This window comes from Shewanella sp. Isolate13, assembly GCF_022398325.1.
GTDB lineage: Bacteria > Pseudomonadota > Gammaproteobacteria > Enterobacterales > Shewanellaceae > Shewanella.
Window position 1 is genome coordinate 53,017 of the sequence record NZ_JAKEVD010000022.1, and the last position, 18,098, is coordinate 71,114.

Annotated in this window: 14 protein-coding genes; 9 read left to right on the forward strand and 5 right to left on the reverse strand. The window is 45.7% G+C overall.

Annotated elements, in window-relative coordinates; translation table 11 throughout:
• Positions 1–279 precede the first annotated feature (279 nt).
• The 5 genes from L1D44_RS14325 to rfbD all read left to right on the forward strand — a co-directional run bounded on the left by L1D44_RS14325 (position 280) and on the right by rfbD (position 8,476).
• Positions 280–1,143, forward strand: coding sequence for a PhnD/SsuA/transferrin family substrate-binding protein (locus tag L1D44_RS14325; RefSeq protein ID WP_239891662.1), 864 nt, complete (start codon positions 280–282; stop codon positions 1,141–1,143).
• Entirely contained in the window at positions 1,143–4,712 is a 3,570-nt protein-coding gene (locus tag L1D44_RS14330; RefSeq protein ID WP_239891664.1) for a PAS domain S-box protein, read from the forward strand. The genes L1D44_RS14325 and L1D44_RS14330 overlap by 1 nt, the downstream gene beginning before the upstream one ends.
• 108 nt (positions 4,713–4,820) lie before the next feature.
• Positions 4,821–6,347, forward strand: a complete 1,527-nt coding sequence (locus L1D44_RS14335) for a sigma-54 dependent transcriptional regulator (protein ID WP_239891666.1) — start codon at positions 4,821–4,823, stop codon at positions 6,345–6,347.
• Between the two features lie 199 nt (positions 6,348–6,546).
• On the forward strand, positions 6,547–7,314 hold the full coding sequence (locus L1D44_RS14340; RefSeq protein WP_220769830.1) for a phosphatase: 768 nt from the start codon (positions 6,547–6,549) through the stop codon (positions 7,312–7,314).
• 25 nt (positions 7,315–7,339) lie between these two features.
• Positions 7,340–8,476: a dTDP-4-dehydrorhamnose reductase gene (rfbD, locus tag L1D44_RS14345; RefSeq protein WP_239891668.1), complete on the forward strand. Its 1,137-nt coding sequence runs from the start codon at positions 7,340–7,342 to the stop codon at positions 8,474–8,476.
• A 642-nt stretch (positions 8,477–9,118) separates the two neighbouring features.
• On the opposite strand, the gene L1D44_RS14350 is transcribed toward rfbD, so the two are convergent.
• Positions 9,119–10,585: a capsule assembly Wzi family protein gene (locus L1D44_RS14350; RefSeq protein ID WP_239891670.1), complete on the reverse strand. Its 1,467-nt coding sequence runs from the start codon at positions 10,583–10,585 to the stop codon at positions 9,119–9,121.
• A gap of 457 nt (positions 10,586–11,042) precedes the next feature.
• Here L1D44_RS14350 and cysQ point away from each other — a divergent pair, with 457 nt between their 5' ends.
• The 4 genes from cysQ (at position 11,043) to L1D44_RS14370 (ending at position 14,693) form a co-directional block, all read left to right on the forward strand.
• Positions 11,043–11,831, forward strand: coding sequence for a 3'(2'),5'-bisphosphate nucleotidase CysQ (gene cysQ, locus L1D44_RS14355; protein ID WP_239891672.1), 789 nt, complete (start codon positions 11,043–11,045; stop codon positions 11,829–11,831).
• Between the two features lie 88 nt (positions 11,832–11,919).
• Complete coding sequence (mak, locus tag L1D44_RS14360) at positions 11,920–12,804, forward strand: fructokinase (protein WP_239891675.1); 885 nt, start codon at positions 11,920–11,922, stop codon at positions 12,802–12,804.
• A gap of 145 nt (positions 12,805–12,949) precedes the next feature.
• On the forward strand, positions 12,950–13,702 hold the full coding sequence (locus tag L1D44_RS14365; RefSeq protein WP_239891677.1) for a YdcF family protein: 753 nt from the start codon (positions 12,950–12,952) through the stop codon (positions 13,700–13,702).
• Positions 13,703–14,012: 310 nt separating this feature from the next.
• Positions 14,013–14,693, forward strand: a complete 681-nt coding sequence (locus L1D44_RS14370; protein WP_239891679.1) for a DUF2982 domain-containing protein — start codon at positions 14,013–14,015, stop codon at positions 14,691–14,693.
• A 62-nt stretch (positions 14,694–14,755) separates the two neighbouring features.
• Here the strand turns inward: L1D44_RS14370 and L1D44_RS14375 are convergent, their stop codons facing one another.
• The 4 genes from L1D44_RS14375 to galU all read right to left on the reverse strand — a co-directional run bounded on the left by L1D44_RS14375 (position 14,756) and on the right by galU (position 18,006).
• A complete protein-coding gene (locus L1D44_RS14375; protein WP_239891681.1) occupies positions 14,756–15,181 on the reverse strand; it encodes a polymer-forming cytoskeletal protein in 426 nt (141 codons plus the stop codon).
• Between the two features lie 102 nt (positions 15,182–15,283).
• Positions 15,284–15,763 (reverse strand): ferredoxin-type protein NapF, encoded by a 480-nt coding sequence (napF, locus tag L1D44_RS14380; protein WP_239891683.1) that lies wholly within the window; start codon positions 15,761–15,763, stop codon positions 15,284–15,286.
• A gap of 274 nt (positions 15,764–16,037) precedes the next feature.
• Positions 16,038–17,057 carry a UDP-glucose 4-epimerase GalE gene (galE, locus tag L1D44_RS14385; protein ID WP_239891685.1) on the reverse strand — a complete coding sequence of 340 codons (1,020 nt, stop codon included), beginning with the start codon at positions 17,055–17,057 and terminating at the stop codon, positions 16,038–16,040.
• A gap of 40 nt (positions 17,058–17,097) precedes the next feature.
• Positions 17,098–18,006, reverse strand: a complete 909-nt coding sequence (gene galU, locus L1D44_RS14390; protein WP_239891687.1) for a UTP--glucose-1-phosphate uridylyltransferase GalU — start codon at positions 18,004–18,006, stop codon at positions 17,098–17,100.
• Positions 18,007–18,098: the final 92 nt, after the last annotated feature.

Genomic DNA, 18,098 nt, shown 5'->3' on the forward strand with positions numbered 1-18,098 from the left:
TTGTAATAAAGCAAGCTCTATGCCAGACAGTGGCCATTGGGATGGCTGTGTTTTAAGAGGTTTGTTGAACAGGGCGAACAGTAACTAATGAGATGGGCTGAGAGTATTTGCAAAAAGGCAGATTTATAGTCACTGCTTAGCTTTAATTTTATGATTTAAAAGAGTTATCGGCGGGAGGAGCAGTTTGTTAAGTAGACCGATATATTAAGCATTAGCATTGTGGCGTAGGGATTGCTTGGACTAACTAATAGAGTTAAGCACTATTGGGGAGCTAATGTGATGTCTAGCCTTAAATCGTTTAGTAAAGTGGCTGTTTTGTATTGGTTTATGCTTATGCCCTGTTCTAGCTCGGCAACGGCTGTAGACAGCATTGAACCTAAGGTGTTGACGTTTGGAGTCGTGCCACAGCAGGCGGCGAGCACCTTGGCAAAAGGCTGGGCCCCTGTGTTGGCGGAGCTATCGCAAAATGCGAATCTTAATTTGCAATTTGCAACTGCGCCGGACATTCCAACCTTTGAAATGCGTTTAGCAAAGGGGGAGTATGATATCGCCTACATGAACCCTTATCATTTTACCGTATTTCATGAATCTCCTGGTTATATCGCATTGGCGAAAGAGCAAGATAAATACCTAAAAGGCCTTATCGTTGTTAGAAAAGACTCCTCTATATCTAAACTTGCCGAGCTTGATGGCAAATCTTTAGCCTTTCCGGCTCCCGCAGCCTTTGCGGCTAGCGTGATCCCTCGGGCGATATTAAAACAGCAAGGTGTTGCTCATAATACTAAATATGTAGGTTCCCATGACTCAGTCTATCTTGCAGTGGCTCAAGGTCTTGTCGATGCGGGTGGTGGTGTGGGGCGCACATTTAAAAACATGGACGGTGATGTTACTCAGCGGCTAAGAGTGCTTTGGAAAACGCCGGGTTACACTCCCCACGCTATCGCGACCCACCCGCGAGTCTCTAAGCAGAGTCGTGAGCAGTTGTTAAGCCAGTTGCAGGCTCTCTCGACCACGAGTAAGGGACGCGCTTTATTAGCGGGATTAGGGTTTAAAGCCATGGAGGCTGCGCAAAACAGTGACTGGGATGATATTCGGGCACTGTCACTGAGTGAGCTTAACGAGCCACTAAAGGGGAGTCACTAGTGTCATTTCGAATAAAAACGATTCTCGGGATCGCAATAATCGAAGGTTTGTTACTGATGCTGCTGGTTTATACCAGTGTCGATTATCTAAAAAGCTCGAATCAAGCGGAGATTGAAAAGCGCGCCAGCTCGACCGCATCTTTGTTTGCTGCAGCTGCAAAGGATGCGGTGATCAGCAGTGATCTCTCTACGCTGAACGTACTTGCGAATGAGTTGCTAACCACCTCTCAAGTTCTCTATGTCAACATTTATGACCAAAATCGATTACTGGTGAGAGCTGGCAGTCACAATGGCATCTCAGCGGCCTCATTAGACAGCGGAATTATTAATGTTGATGACGGGATTTTAGATATTGAAAGAGGTATTAAAGAGTCGGGATTTAACTATGGCAAGGTTGAGTTGGGCTTTGACACTGGTCAGCTAGAGAGCTTTATTATCGATGCCAGAACTCGTTTCTTGACCATTGCAGGTATCGAGATGTTCTTGGTCGCACTATTTTCTTGGCTGTTAGGCCACTATTTGACCCACAATTTGGCACTGCTTAAAGGTGCATCTCAGCGTATTTTACAGGGAGAGTCGAAAGTTCAGATCCCTGTTAGCAGTGAAGACGAGATAGGCCAAACCATGCTTGCCTTTAATCAGATGGTAAACAAGGTGGCAGATAAAAATCAGGCGTTAGAGAGCGCTAATATTAGGCTCAATGCCATATTGCAGACCGCTGTGGACGGTTTTGTGGTTGTCGATACGAAAGGGATAATTGAAGAAGTTAACCCTGCGGTAAGTCGCTTGTTCGGTTACAGCTCGTCTGAGTTGATAGGGCAAAATGTTTCATTATTGATGCCATCGAATGAGCGTAATATGCATGACGAATATATCCAACACTACCTAACAAGTGCTGACGATAAGAGGGTAGGCAAAGGACGTGAGCTGCTCGCACAGAAAAAAGATGGCAGCCTTTTCTCGATAGAACTGTCTATCTCAAAAATGTGTATCGATGGTGAGCAGCTCTTCTTAGGCTTAGTGAAGGACTTAAGTGATGTGAAGCGTGCTCAAGTCGCAGCCCAAAGGACGGAGTCCATCTTGTTAGCCACCTTAGAGGGCAGCAAAGATGCGTTGGTGACGATTGATATAACCGGTGAGATCCTAGAAGTGAATGACGCGGCATGTTTACTGTTTAAGTTTCATTCTGAGCAAATGATTGGCCAGCATTTAGAAGAGGTGTTCTTTAGTGGAGAGGAGAGGCAGCGTTTTCACACGATTTTAGATGAGTACAGTGCAACGGGAGAAGGCGTGGCAATTAAGCATTCGACGCAAATGCAGGCCAGTCGCTCTACTGGGGAAACCGTTCCTATTGAGTTAACGCTTATTCCTGTACAGCTCGGTAATGAGATGTTGCTCACCGCATTTATTCGAGATATATCCCGTCGAATGGAGTACGAAACCCAGCTTAAATTGGCCAAAGAGCAAGCCGAGCAGGGTAGTGAGGCGAAATCACGATTCTTAGCCACTATGAGTCATGAGATCCGCTCACCACTGAATGCGGTGCTGGGAAGTGTTGATTTAATATTGGACTCAAGATTGAATAAAGAGCAGCGCATCTATGCTAATACCGCCAAGGAGGCCGGAACCGCACTGTTGAGTACGATTAACGATATTCTGGACTTTTCTAAAATTGAAGCTGGACAAATGGTGCTAGACGAGAGCGCTTTCTCTCCTGCTAAGCTTGCGATGCAGGTGCTACAGGTGTTGTCACCCAAGGCTCAGGATAAGGGGATTGTGATAGCGATTTTTGTTGATCGCAATGTGCCGGAGACGTTAATTGGTGATGGCCAAAGATTAAGGCAGGTGATGCATAACTTAATCGATAATGCGATTAAGTTTTCTTTTGGTGGCTGCGTAACCATTGAGATGTGCCTCGCCGATGGCGATGCCGAGGAGGCTCGTCTGTGTTGCAAGATCTCGGATCAAGGTATTGGAATAAGCGAAGAGGCCCAATCGACATTATTTGAAGAGTTTAGCCAAGTACATGATAGCCATAATACAAACTACAGCGGTACAGGTCTCGGTTTGGCAATTTGTGCAGAGCTTATTACTCAGATGGGGGGCCATATAGACGTTACAAGTCAGCATGGTAAAGGGAGTTGCTTTAGCTTTGAGCTATTGCTGAAACGAGATGAAGGTGCTAACCCTGAATTCGCACCTCTTCCTAGTCACTCCCGCGTACTCTTGGTACACGGCAATGAGATTTATCGTGATGTCATTCGCAGACAATACAGCCAGTATGGCGTGACATCGGTCTGCATCGACAGTATAGAAGCAATCTTTGATCACTCGCAGGTACAAGGTCGTTTCAATCTGGTGTTGATTGATGAGCATTGCCTACTCGATCTAAATCTTAACCGGGTCGAGAAAATCAAACGTGAAATCCTGCTCGCTGAAGGCATGGTGGCGGCATTAATGACCGTTGTTCTGCCTGAGGCGTCTGTCTTACTCAGGCAGATAGGATTAGAGCAGGTGATTAATAAGCCTCTTGGCCGCGACATGATGCTTGGAGTGCTTCGAGGGGAACACGAATCATCAGCTGAACAGACTCCACATGAGCCCGAAATATCCGCTAAGCTAGAGCAGAGTCTTCCCATTCTTTTGGCTGAGGATAGCCCTGCAAATCAAATTGTTGCCAGTGCTTTGCTGAGTAAGGCAGGTTTTAAGGTTGAGATAGCCAATAACGGCGTTGAAGCTTTGAAAATGGCCGCAGATAAAGAATATGGTTTGATTTTAATGGATATGAGAATGCCCGAGATGGATGGTATCGAAGCCACCCAGAAAATATTGCAGCGTAATCCATCACAGGTAGTCATTGCGATGACGGCGAATGTACAAAGAGAAGATGTAGAGCAGTGCATGAATGCTGGGATGAAAGATTTCGTGCCAAAGCCTGTTAACCGAGAAGATCTTGTTAATGTGGTAAATCAATGGATTGTTTCGGCTAAGGAAGAGACTATAGTTACCACTGAACTCGATAGACTGGGCACTCAGTTGCATGCGGTGGACAATCATGCGGTGGATAATAACGATGGAGCAAATATTGACGGCGCGAAAGTGGTTCCGTTTGAGCGAGTAAAGCGAATGAGTAACGACAGCAGTAAAAGCGGCATAAGGGCGCGTTTACATGTCGATCCCCAAGGCGATGAGGAACAGATGACAATTATTGATGAGGCAGTACTTAACGAGTTAACAGAGATGTTAGGTGAGCAAGCGATCAGTAGAATGATGACGGTTTTCTTAATCGAGGTGCAGGAGCGATTGAGTGTATTGCGCCTACTGCTTTTAGAGTACCAGAACGGAAATGGACTCGACCTAGCTGAAATCGATCTACAGGCTCATACTCTTAAAAGCAGTTCAGGCAGCTTTGGGGCGGCGGCACTGTCTATTGTGGCAAAAAGGCTCGAGTTAAGCGCTAAAGCCAAAGAGACGGAACGGGTGCCGGCATTGCTCGATGAAGTGATAGCGACAGCCCAGCTAACCGTTAACTTATACCAGCAACGTTTTGAATCAACACACGAAGAGTAATTATTGCTAGACTTAACCCTATGCTCATTGGGGAAAGGCTAGCTTAACTTTTTGATATTAAGCAAGTTGTCGCTGAACGTTACTTCATTATTAATAGGCTGACTTTATATGGATATAACAAGCTCATTTACCACATTACTCGTAGAAGACAGCATGTCTCTGGGGGCGCTGTATACCGAATACCTGCGTACGGAGGGAGCACGAGTAACCCATGTTAACCATGGGGGGGATGCGTTAAACGAGCTTAAACGCTGGCAACCGGATCTGTTAGTACTCGATATTCAGCTGCCCGATATGTCAGGTATGGATATTCTAGAAACCGTGCAGGCCGACTACCCAGATGTTACCGTTATTATGATCACCGCTCATGGCAGTATCGATATTGCCGTTGATGCGATGCGCTCAGGAGCGTTCGATTTTCTGGTCAAACCTTTCGATGCCAAACGTCTCTCCATTACCGTTCGTAACGCCTTGAAACAGCGTCAGCTTGTTGATCTTGTCGCAAAATATGAGAGCAGCCTGCCTAAGCCTCACTATATGGGCTTTGTGGGAGAGTCTCTTGCAATGCAGACCGTATATAAAACCATAGATTGTGTGGCTAACAGTAAAGCCTCGGCATTTATTATTGGTGAAAGTGGCACAGGTAAAGAGGTGTGCGCTCATGCGATACATAATGCGGGGAATCGTCGTGACGGCCCTTTTGTGGCGTTAAACTGCGCCTCTATTCCTAAAGATTTAATTGAAAGTGAGATCTTTGGTCACACAAAAGGAGCATTTACCGGTGCCGTCGCCAATAGAGATGGCGCCGCGACTCGCGCACATAATGGTACGCTTTTTCTCGATGAGATCTGCGAGATGGATCTTGAACTACAGAGTAAATTGTTGCGCTTTATCCAAACGGGTGTGTTTCAGCGCGTAGGTGGCACGAAAGAGGAAAAAGTCGATGTGCGCTTTGTTAGCGCAACCAATCGAATGCCATGGGATGAAGTCAAAGCTGGGCGGTTTAGAGAGGATCTGTTTTACCGTTTACATGTGATCCCAATCGAGCTGCCCCCCTTAAGAATGCGTGGCAAAGATATCTTATTGTTGGCGTCTAGCTTACTTAAAGAATACAACAAAGAAGAGGGTAAAAAGTTTAAAGGCTTTAGCCGTGATGCTAAGCAATGTTTAAAGACCTATCAATGGCCGGGTAACGTTAGGCAGTTGCAAAATGTCATTAGACAGATCGTGGTATTAAACGACAGTGAGTTGGTTGAACTCGATATGTTGCCAATGCAATTGACTGCAGGCCAAGAAGTAAAACTTGACTCTAAAGAGCAGCCTGAGGTTGCGGCTAAACCTGAACCGCAACAAGATAGAGGGCTGAACCGTACTGAGCCTGCCGCACCCTCCTTTCTCGATGGCATTGAGCGAGCGGCTTTTTCGGGGGCAGAGCAATATGCATCAAAAGCTGCCGAGGAAAAGAGTGATGATATCGTCCCCTTATGGCTGACAGAGAAGCAGACGATCGAACATGCTATCGCACAGTGCGGTGGTAATGTGCCTAAAGCGGCGGCGTTATTAGATATCAGCGCTTCAACAATTTATCGTAAACGTCAGACCTGGGATGAGTTAGAAAAGAGCTTAAGTAACTAAACAAAGTGACCAAATAAAGCGACTAAGTAAAGCTATTAAGTTTACTGACAGGATTAACGGACTCAATTAACGGGTTAGGTTATCTGAGTAAGCAACCGACCATTAATATCATAGGTTAGTTACGTTAGCGATAGAGCAATGCTAGCGAAAGGAGTAGACTAAACATCTACTCCTTTTTGTTTAATACAATGAGAACGCTATGAAATATCTTGTTGATACCCATACCCATACAATTGCTTCAACTCACGCTTATAGTACGTTACAAGAATATATTGCGATGGCTAAACATAAAGGGGTTAAGCTATTTGCCACCACAGATCATGGCCCCGATATGGCCGACGCTCCCCACTTTTGGCATTTTGTGAATCTGCGAGTATTGCCGCGAGTGGTCGATGGCGTCGGCATTTTACGCGGCATAGAAGCCAATATTAAGAATGTAGTTGGAGAGATAGATTATTTTGGCGATTACCTACAAGAGTTAGACATTGTTTTAGCAGGGTTTCATGAGCCTGTATTTGCACCAAGCGATAAAGAAACTCATACCGCAGCAATGATTAACTGTATCAACAGTGGTCATGTAGACATTATTACGCACCCGGGGAATCCAGCTTATCCGATAGACATTACCGCGGTCGCAAAGGCTGCTGCGGAGAATAATGTCGCCCTCGAGATCAATAATTCTTCATTTTTAGTTTCACGAAAAGGTAGCGAGCACAATTGCATTGCCATAGCTAAGGCGGTTAAAGAGGCTGGTGGCTTGTTGGTGATGGGCTCAGACTCTCATGTGGCCTACAGCTTGGCTGACTTTACACTGGCTGAGCAGATCGTTGCAGAAGCCGAGTTTCCTCTAGATAGATTACTGAATCGTAGTCCCGAAGCCTTACTCGCTTTTCTATCATCGCGGGGACATGGCTCCTTAGATGAGTACTCAGTGTTACTAGAAAGCTTTGATGCAAGTTCAAACTAAAGCTAGAAGAGATAATTAAAACAAGATGCGAATTCTTATCACGGGGGGAGCAGGCCAATTAGCGCAGGCGTTATTGTCTGTAGCTGAGCTTTCCCGAACTACTCAGATTACTCGAGCTAACGAAGTTACTAAGGCTACTGAGGTTACTGGGGCTACTGAGACTAATAGTATTGCACTAACGGCTGCTCAGAGAGTGTTGTTAGCTTCGTTGCCTGAAGCCCTAGAGTGTACAGCCACCACAGATGAAGTGATGGGCTTGTCTCATCGGCAGCTTGATATTTGTGAGCCTGATTCTATTCGGATTGCTTTTGATGCTTTTAAGCCTGATGTGGTGATTAATTGCGCCGCCTATAATGCCGTTGATAAAGCAGAGATAGATGTCGATAGAGCGATGGCAGTCAACGGAGTAGGACCTAAATTACTCGCGCAAGAGTGCCTGCATCGAAACATTAGGCTCGTGCATATCTCTACTGATTTTGTGTTCGATGGAGGGTTACAGCGCTCGTATACAGAGCAAGACGCTCCGGCTCCACTGTCGTCTTATGGCAAGAGCAAGCTCGAGGGCGAGCGTTGGGTGAGCGATATCTTAGGGGCTAAGGCAACGATTATACGTACCTCTTGGCTTTACAGTTGCTGGGGAAACAACTTTGTCAAAACAATGCAGGGATTATTCAAGATAAAAGAGGGCTTATCTGTCATCAATGATCAATATGGCAGCCCAACATGGTGCGAAGCCCTAGCTGTAGCCATTCTCTTGCTCGTTAAGCAAACTCAACAGATGAACTTAAATGACAAAGCGGCATTGGAAGAACGAACGGCTCAAGGCGTTGCTCATTTATACCATTATGCCAGTAGTGCGAGTGTGTCATGGTATGAGTTTGCGTGTGAGATCCAGCGTCAGGTATTAGCCATGACAGAGCCTAAATTTAAATCAGTTGATTGTTTAATAGAGCCGATTACTACTCAGGTTTGGCAAGGGCTGCATGAAAACACCTTGGCATTACGACCAAAGCAAAGCGCGTTAAATGCACAAAAACTGTGTCATCAATTATCGATTGAACAGGGGAGTCTACTTACTGCATCGTGGCAGAAACAGTTAGCAGCTATGCTTGCATATCAAAAGGTTAAAAGCCGGGAAAGCAGAGAAGGTTCTAGGTTCTAGGAAAAGCAGGTTCTAGGTTAAAGCAAAGACGAGCAAAAGCCGGAGCATGCTGAGATGGGAAAAGCAGGTTAAAGCTGAGACGGTTAAAAGCCGGGGAAGCTGAGACGAGGAAAGCAGTTAAAAGCTGATAAGGAAAAACCGTAAAGAACAGAAGAAGCGGGTGATATACAGGAAAGACAGAGTTGTCATTATTGCGCTTTGCTTTATCTAGCAGGGCGTAGCCCGCCCTAGCAGTGAGCTTGCGAACGTCCTAGGATCTTCTTTTAGACCTAGGCTCTTCTTTTAAAGCTGGTAGGCATTTATGCCGTAACTTTAGGTGTATTAACTGTAAGACTGATGGGCTCAAGCCCAACCTACTTAAAGGCAGAAAAAGCAGGTTCTAGGAACGAGCTAAGACGAAAAAGCAGGAAAACAAAGAAGTGGACGATACGGTGCTTTGTTTTTTGCTTTTTCTAGCAGGGCGTAGCCCGTCCTAGCAGTGAGCTTGCGAACGTCCTCTAAGCGAAGCGCCCTAGTTCTTTTGTAAAAAAGGCAAAAGCAGCTAGGACTACTTTTGCCTCTGAAGCTAAATGAAGTTCGTTTAGCTTGTACCGTCTGTGTTTAAATCGGCTTTTATCGTCTTAGCTTTTGCCGATTTATTAATTAAAAACTTCTTTCCCAGCCAGCGTAAATCGTCGTATCCCAGTCATTACCACCTGAAGTGACATATTGACTGTAACCCACTGTGCCGCCGACCTTTAAGGTACCTTGATAGAAAGGTCTGTGGTAGCTGGTATCGAACTGATATACACGCTCATACTCGCCCGGTGATACAGGGTTACCGCCTTCAGGGTTAGCTGTATCTGTGCCATCGGTATTAAGTCTTAGGTAGCGGAATTTATTGCTGATGTTTTGTCCACCGCCTATCTGAGTAATACCGCCAATCACTAAGGTTGTGGCATCGTTGTCATAGGTGCTGCCTAAGCTCTTTCCATAATAGCGGTAGCCATTTTTATAGAAGCCATGCTCATAAAGACAATTATAGGCATTTGAATCAATACCGCAGGCCACTTGGGTATCAGAGTATTCAACAAATATGCGGGTATTGATATCTGCTAAAAAGAAGTCGACGCCGCCCATGTTGGCTGAGTTGATCAGCTTGTTCTTACCGTTATGATAGTCTTCATGAATACGCTCATAATAGATACCGTAAGGAATACCAAAAGCGGTATCGGACCAGCGGAAATCATAGCCCGCGAGCATATTCTCTTGGCCATTTGTGACTTCGCCTTCGCTCATTCCGCCGTTAAACAGGCCGTCCCACCAGTCACTTAAACTGTTGCCGTAACCTTCGCCGCCCCATTGCATGGTCCATGAGAAACCTACCTCGAGCTGAGAGATAGGTCTTAAGGTACCGCGTGCCCCCCAATGTTTGGCATCTGGTACATAACGATCACTTTCCATCTGGCTAAATGAGGTGGTAAAGGTCCAAGGACCAATCCAGTTAAGCCATGGTGTTTCGAATGCTTGGCTGTTGTTACGGCTAAACGTCATGCCTGGCATAGGTCGGGCGTTAGTGGTTTGAATAAGGCCGCTATCCCAGCCCGGTCCCCAGTACTTTTGCTGTGCGCCGGCGCTGACAATCCAGTTGCCTAGCATCACTGCTGCGAAACTATTATCTAAACGCGTGCTATTACCGTCGATAGGGTCGTAGTGATAACTTGCCGCTAAGCGACCACTAAACCAATCTTTGGTCACCTCAGCCGATACCGCTGCTTCGGCCTTATCGCGATAGTCTTGACCAAAACCGATAAAGCGTGTGGTATCTGAACCGCCAGCAAGCTCTATCTTACTGCTCATGCCACGATGACCGTGCTCATATGCTCGGGTAACTCTCTCGAACGCATCACGCTGTAGGCTAGACAGGGCATTCTGATCCGCCTTGTCCATATCTTGCTTAATACCATCCCACATTAGCGGGTAAGTGGTGATTGGCTGAACAATCACGCCAGTATCAGACAGCAATTGAATATCAGCTCTTAATGGTAAGTCAGTCGGTTCTACCCACCACGCCGCTTGCACTGAGCTGCAGCTAAGCAGTAACAATCCAGATAATAATTTGAGTTTCATTGGGATCCCTTTTGTTAATGGGGCGCATTTTAGAGGATTTCACTGCTGACAGGTAGTATTAAGCAAGATGAATCGATAGTTAGTCACAAACTGTGACATATAAGCAAAAGAAGGGCGCTACGCTTCTAAGGTGTGACTGCGTCACTTCGAGATTGTGCTATGGCGATTTATAGGTAATAGCTAAGATGGATAGGCAAAAACTGACAAGCAACAGCAGGAAAGGAGTCAAAGTCTAGGCTGGCACTTATCTTGTCTTTGCTTTTCTAGCAGCGAAGCGCTCTAACAGTGAGTTTGCGAACGATCTCGAAGCGAAGCGCTCTAGAACCTAGCTCTCTAGAACCTAGCTCTCCCCCTTAGTCTGTTTTAAACCTAGAATGATTTTTTGGTTATTAATTTTTATTGTTAAATACTGGCATAATGGGATTAATACCTTAATAAATTATAGAGATAACTCACTTTGAGCCAGATATTTAAACAAGAATGGTTAGCGCAGCTGGTCGATATTGCGACTGAAGCCGGTGATGCCATTATGGCTATCTACGCCAAAGACGATCTCGGAGTCGTGACCAAGGCCGACGACAGCCCGGTTACTGCTGCCGATCTAGCCAGTCATAGGGTGATTGTGGAAAGACTGGCGCAGTTGACCCCCAATATTCCTGTTATGTCAGAAGAGTCAACAGATATAGATTGGCAGCAGAGACGCCATTGGCAATCTTACTGGTTAATAGATCCTCTTGATGGCACCAAAGAGTTTATCAAGCGCAATGGCGAGTTTACGGTGAATATTGCGTTCATTGAGGGGGATAGGGCTATAGCGGGTGTCGTTTACGCGCCAGTACTGGATAAGTGCTTTTATGGTGAACTGAGCAGTGGAGCTTGGTTAAAGCATGCCGGGAATCAAATCAAATTACCTAAAGCGGATAGCAATAACTCACGTATTCCTCGAATCGTTGGTAGTCGCTCTCACGCAAGCCCCGGATTAGAGGCGTATCTGCAAGAGATTGGTGAGTACGAGATTAAAAGTGTAGGCAGCTCGCTTAAGTTTTGCTTATTAGCTGAAGGGAAAGCGGAGATCTACCCTCGTCTAGGGTTAACGAGTGAATGGGATACTGCCGCGGCGCAAGCGGTATTGGAAAGCGCTGGTGGACGAGTATTGCAATATGACACCAATATTCGGCTGAATTACAATCAAAAGTCTGACATATTGAACCCCTATTTTATCGCCTACGCACCTCATTGGGAGTAGGCAGAGAGGTGATTCGCTTCTTGGGCAATGGGCTTTATTTTACTTTAACGATTTAAAGCAATAGTTAATAACTTCTATGGAGGAACACATGCGGATAGGCGTCGATCTTGGTGGCACAAAGATAGAGGTAGTAGCACTTAGCGATAACGGTGATGAGCTGTTTCGTAAGCGTGTTGCAACGCCAAGAGAGTACAATTTGACTCTAGAAGCTATCGAGGCATTAGTTAATGAAGCCGAGTTGCAGCTTGGGCAAAAAGGCAGTGTTGGCGTTGGGATCCCCGGTGTTATTTCCCCTTTTTCAGGCCTTGTTAAAAATGCCAATTCGACTTGGATTAACGGCCATGCCCTCGATACCGACTTAGCGAAGCGTTTAGACAGAGAAGTAAAAGTGGCAAATGATGCCAATTGTTTTGCGGTTTCTGAGGCCGTCGATGGCGCGGCGGCAGGAAAATCTGTAGTGTTTGGAGTCATAATAGGTACAGGGTGTGGTGCGGGTATTGCCATTAACGGTAAAGTCCATGGCGGTGGTAATGGCATTGGCGGAGAGTGGGGCCATAATCCCTTACCCTGGATGGCCGCCGAAGAGTTTAATTCAACCAGTTGCTTTTGTGGCAATAAAGATTGTATTGAGACATTTATTTCTGGCACAGGGTTTGTTCGGGACTATCAACTTGCTGGTGGACGAGCGACAAATGGCGCTGAGATCGTTTCACTTATGCAACAAGGTGATGCACTAGCAACTGCAGCATTTGAGCGTTATATCGACAGGCTCGCCCGTTCTCTCGCTCATGTTATCAATGTGCTAGACCCTGACATTATTGTGCTCGGTGGTGGGGTATCGAATATTAGTGCTATTTATTCGTTACTGCCCGATGTTTTACCTAGGTATGTATTGGGCGGGGAATGTCGTACTCCTGTGGTACAAAACATGTATGGAAGTGCATCGGGTGTGCGTGGCGCGGCTTGGCTGTAATATGTGAGTGAAAGCCTATTTGTGGGATAGGTGGTGATTGATAGTGTTTTGCTATCTAGCCATGAATTACAGCGGATAACATTAATGATTATAATAACATGCTACACTCCATAAATATTTTTCATCTAATATCGGCCATTGCTTTATGTTTTGGGTAAAAAAAATTATCTCGCAGCTTTTTATGCCAGTCCCCTTATTACTGTTATTAATTGTGCTTGCTTACCTAGTCATGCGTAATCGTCGCTCTTCAAAAGCGTTATTAGTGTTAGCGGCAACCCTACTGATCATTTTGAGTAGTGGCTGGGGCAGTAATTGGTTGCTGGCTCCTTTAGAAGATCAATATTCAGTAAACAGTCAACCAATAGGAAAAGGCTGCTTGGTGATGGTACTTGGCAGCGGGCATGATGAAAATGCAAATTTGCCCGCAGTTCAGCAACTTTCTAACACTGCCTTGGCTCGATTGACAGAGGGGGTACGCCAGCTTTCTCTTGGTCAGGACTGTAAATTGGTGGTGAGTGGCTGGAGCGGGGGGCTTTCTACGCGTTCCCACGCCGATGTGATGTTTGATGCTGCCGTTGAATTAGGGGTTGCCTCACAGTCCATTATAAAATTTCCTTTGGCGAAGGATACCATCGAAGAAGCGCAGTTTATGAAATGGGAGGTGGGCGATGCACCTTTCAGGCTAGTTACGTCGGCCAGCCATATGCCTAGAGCAATGGCGATTTTTACCGATGCACAGTTAAATGTCTCTGCCGCCCCGACCGATTTTGCGCAAAGAGAGACCTATTGGTGGCGCTTCGATGCGCAGAGTTTGTTAAATTCTCAGCGCGCTATTCATGAGTATATGGGGCTGCTTTGGTTTAAATTGAAACATGAAAAAGAAGATACTAGGTCCTAGGGAAAGCTAAGAAGGGCGCTGCGCTTCTAGGGCGTGACTGCGTCACTTCGAGAGCGTCGCGTTGCGACTTCTAGGTAAAAGCTGAGACGGTTAGAGCTAAGGTGGAATGGCCTGCGGCCTTACGGAATGTTCGCTGGCTCATTCGCGGAATAAGCTGAGACGAAGAAGCAAAAGCTGTTGATTTTCCTAGCAGGCCGTAGGCCGCTCTAGCAGTGAGCTTGCGAACGCCCTAGAATCTAGCACCTAGAACCTTCTTTGATAACCTGCTAGGGTTCGCGATATCCGCTGTGCCCATAAACAATAAGAGTATGTGAAGTTGATAGATGAAGCTGTATTTATAAGACCCATCAATAAACGTAATGGGCTTACGCTGACTTTCGTTGGCATTTTAGGCGTCGTTTTGGGGCTTGGATTTTTTTTATCTGGAAGTCACTTATTTGCTCCGGGAATTATCTGTTTTGCCTTGGGGGCTATAGCGCTGGTGCTGGGCGGTTCGAAATTGGTTGAACCAGAAGTGACGGTAGAGTTGACCAAAGAGGGGATAACTTATTTTCATCGCCGCGGGCAGGTGGTGATTGAATGGCAGAATATTCAACGAGTCGACCAACCACGAGTCTCACAGGGACTCGACATGCTGACCTTACCTTATATTGGAATTAAGCTTAAACGGGTCAGCCCGGTTTTAGAATGTATTTCATTGAGGCTGGCTGCGGGGCTATTAACCGAACAGCGACCTCTATTGATGACTGCTTCTGCTCAAGATGAAGACCTATCGGCATTAGAGAGTCAGATGTGTGCAGAGTTTACCCCTTTTATCGAAAATAATGATCGTTATAAGGGCGTGTTAGCTATGTTTGGCCATCGCTGCCGAATATTGGATTCACACTTAGGTTATCACCTATTTATCGCAACGGATACGATAGACAGGCCTGCTGATGAGTTTCTTAAATTACTCAGAGACTATAAGCAGCAAAGCTCTGAGCTTTTGTAGCGCAGAGCTTTTATGCAGGTTGAATAAAGAGGGCTGTGAGCAGGCTAAGGTTTAATGAATGCTTAGCTGATGCTTAACTCCGCATCTTCAATGCTATCTTCTTGAGAGGGTTTATTGTGTTCTTGCTTTGGCGTTGATTTGGAAGGTAGGAAGGCGATGTCGTCTCTTACACGCATACCGATAAATTGGCCACCCTCAAAAATTTCCATCGACTGACAGTTAACTTCGCCATCAACTAGACCTGTGCTGGTAATATTCAGTTTTTCACAGGTTAACTTACCTCGGAAGGTGCCTGATACTCGCAGTTCTGAGCAGTGAAGCTTACCATCGACTAGTCCGCCTTGCTCGATAGTTATATTGCCACTGGAGCGCACTTTACCGAAGATCTCACCAGCAATAAGAGCCTCTGCTGCAAACTCTGTTTCACCCGTAAACTGGGTGCCTTGAGCGATAAAAGTTAACCCGCCGCTTCTTTTTTTTCTAAACATAATCGTGCCACAGTCAGTCTAAGTTGCTTAGATGTTACCTTGAAATTAAAGGAAACAAAACCACTTAAATTTGGCGCTCATACGTCATATTTTTGGCTGTTTTTATACGTTGCGAACCAGAATTGCTGTCGATGGGCAGGGGGCTACGCAAGCGCCACAGCCAGTGCATGCTTCGATATCAATTTTAGGAAGAGGGGCTTTGCCGATGGCTAAGGAGAAACTGATAGCGCGGGGATCACAGGCATCTTTGCAGCTTTGACACCAAATACCTTGATATGCCATACAATTATCTTGAATGTTGGCTTTTACCTGCCAAGGAGCTGTGTCGGTGTTTTCAAAAATGGCTTCTGGACAGACATTGGCGCATTCTTGGCAAAATGTGCATTCGTCAATTTTAAAATCAACTTCAGGAAAGCCACCATCGCCTTTGATGATGATTTGTGTTTCGCAGGCTGAGATACATTTATCGCAGCGGGTACATTCATCGGTAAATTCGATTGCCTGCTTTACCCACGGAGGACGAACGGCATCATTCTTTTTGCGGCTGAAAAGTCTTCTTCTGCTTTGGTTAATGCTACTCATCTGTTTACTCTTTATTTAAAAAGGTACGAGGACGCTTCGCGACTAGGTTCTAGGAAAAGAAGAAGCTGATTAGATCAAGCTTTGGTTTATGTTGTAAAACCTAGAGTCATTTCTATGTAGGTCGGCATTTATGTCATCGCTTCTTCTATATTTCATAAGAATGTGATGAGTTAAATCCTAACCTACATAATGGGTTATGTAGAGCCTAGAAGTCGCAACGCGACGCTCTCGCAGTGACGAAGTCACGTCCTAGCAGCGTAGCGTCCCTCTCTACTTAGCCTTCGCTTTGATAACCATTAGGGTTAGTCGACTGCCAGAGCCAGCTGCTTTGCGCCATATCATCGATACTATGAGTCGCTTGCCAGTTTAGTTCTTTATGAGCCTTTTCTGGGTTTGCATAGCATGCCGCGATGTCACCAGGCCTACGGTCTACCAGTTGGTATTTGATTGTTGTGCCGCTTGCTTTTTCAAATGCCTTAACCATCTCTAGTACACTGTAACCTTGACCCGTGCCTAAGTTGTAGGTTACCAATCCTGATTGAGTAGCTAGCTTATCTAGTGCTCGTAAATGCCCGATAGCGAGATCGACCACATGGATGTAATCGCGAACACCTGTACCGTCGACAGTATCGTAATCACTGCCAAATACGCTTAATTGCTCACGTTTACCGACAGCAACTTGAGTGATAAACGGCATCAAGTTATTAGGAATATCATTTGGATCTTCACCAATTAAGCCGCTTGCATGAGCACCAACTGGGTTGAAGTATCTTAATAAGGCGATGTTCCAGCTATTATCTGAGTGATAAAGATCGGCTAGTATATGCTCAACCATCAGCTTGGATTGACCGTAGGGGTTAGTAGCCCCTGTAGGAAACTCTTCGGTGATAGGTAAACTTGCCGGGTCGCCATACACTGTAGCAGATGAGCTAAATACGAGGTTTTTAACGTTAAACTCTGCCATCACTTCACATAATACGATTGTACCTGTGACGTTATTTTCATAGTAACGTAGTGGCTGTGCAACTGACTCACCTACAGCTTTTAAGCCTGCAAAGTGAATCACTGACTTAATATCATGATCTGCGAACAGTTTTTGTAAGAAGGCTCTATTAAGAACATCACCTTGATAAAATGTAACCGCTTTACCTGTGATCTGCTCGACTCGCTCAAGTGCGGTAACACTGGAGTTGCTGAGGTTATCTAAGATAACAACGTCATTACCGTTGTTGAGTAGCTCTACAACGGTATGGCTGCCGATATAACCGGCACCGCCGGTCACTAAAATCGTCATTATTTAAAATCCTTTCATCTGGACAGGGTTTAAGAGTCTGTTACTTAAGCGTCTTAACCACAGCCTTTAGGTATTCAGCGAACTCAGGGCCAATTTCCTTGTGACGAAGCGCATGCTCCACGTGAGCTTGCATATAGCCCAGCTTATTACCACAGTCATGACTTTTACCTTGCATGTAATATGCATTTACCGTTTGGTTTTCCATCAGCATGGCGATCGCATCGGTTAGCTGAATTTCATCCCCGGCACCAGCCGGAGTCTTAGCTAGATAAGTCCAGATTTCGGCTGGCAATACATAGCGACCAACAACGGCTAGGTTAGATGGTGCATCTTCAACACTTGGCTTCTCTACCAATTGAGTTAACGGCAGTGACTCTCCTGGCTTTAGCTCTTCGCCATTGATATCGGCAATACCATATTGGTTAACAAGCTCATGAGGCACGCCTTCAACCATGATTTGGCCAACTTCAGTTTTATTATAAAGAGTAACCATCTCGGCGAGATTCTCTTTACTTAAGTCACTGCTTGCGTCATCGATGAGCACGTCCGGTAACAGCACGGCAAATGGTGCATCACCAATAATGCTCTTGGCACATAAAATCGCGTGGCCTAAGCCCTTCGCTTGAGACTGGCGTACACTGATAATGGTGACGTCGTCAGGGCAAATAGCCTGTACTTCAGCCAGCAGTTGACGCTTAACGCGGCGCTCAAGTTGGGTTTCTAACTCGAAGCTGGTATCGAAATGGTTTTCAACGGAGTTTTTACTGGCGTGGGTTACTAGGACAATTTCTTTAATTCCAGCAGCGATAGCTTCGTTGACAACATACTGGATCAGTGGTTTGTCCATAACCGGCAGCATCTCTTTTGGGATAGCTTTCGTGGCTGGAAGCATGCGCGTTCCAAGGCCTGCTACAGGGATGACTGCCTTGAGAATTTTATGTTGTTTCATTCTAATCCTATCTATTCTAAATCAGGAGTTGCCATACAAACCTACATTCTATACTGAAACAGGGAAGTATTGGGGAAGATTTGCTGAAAGCG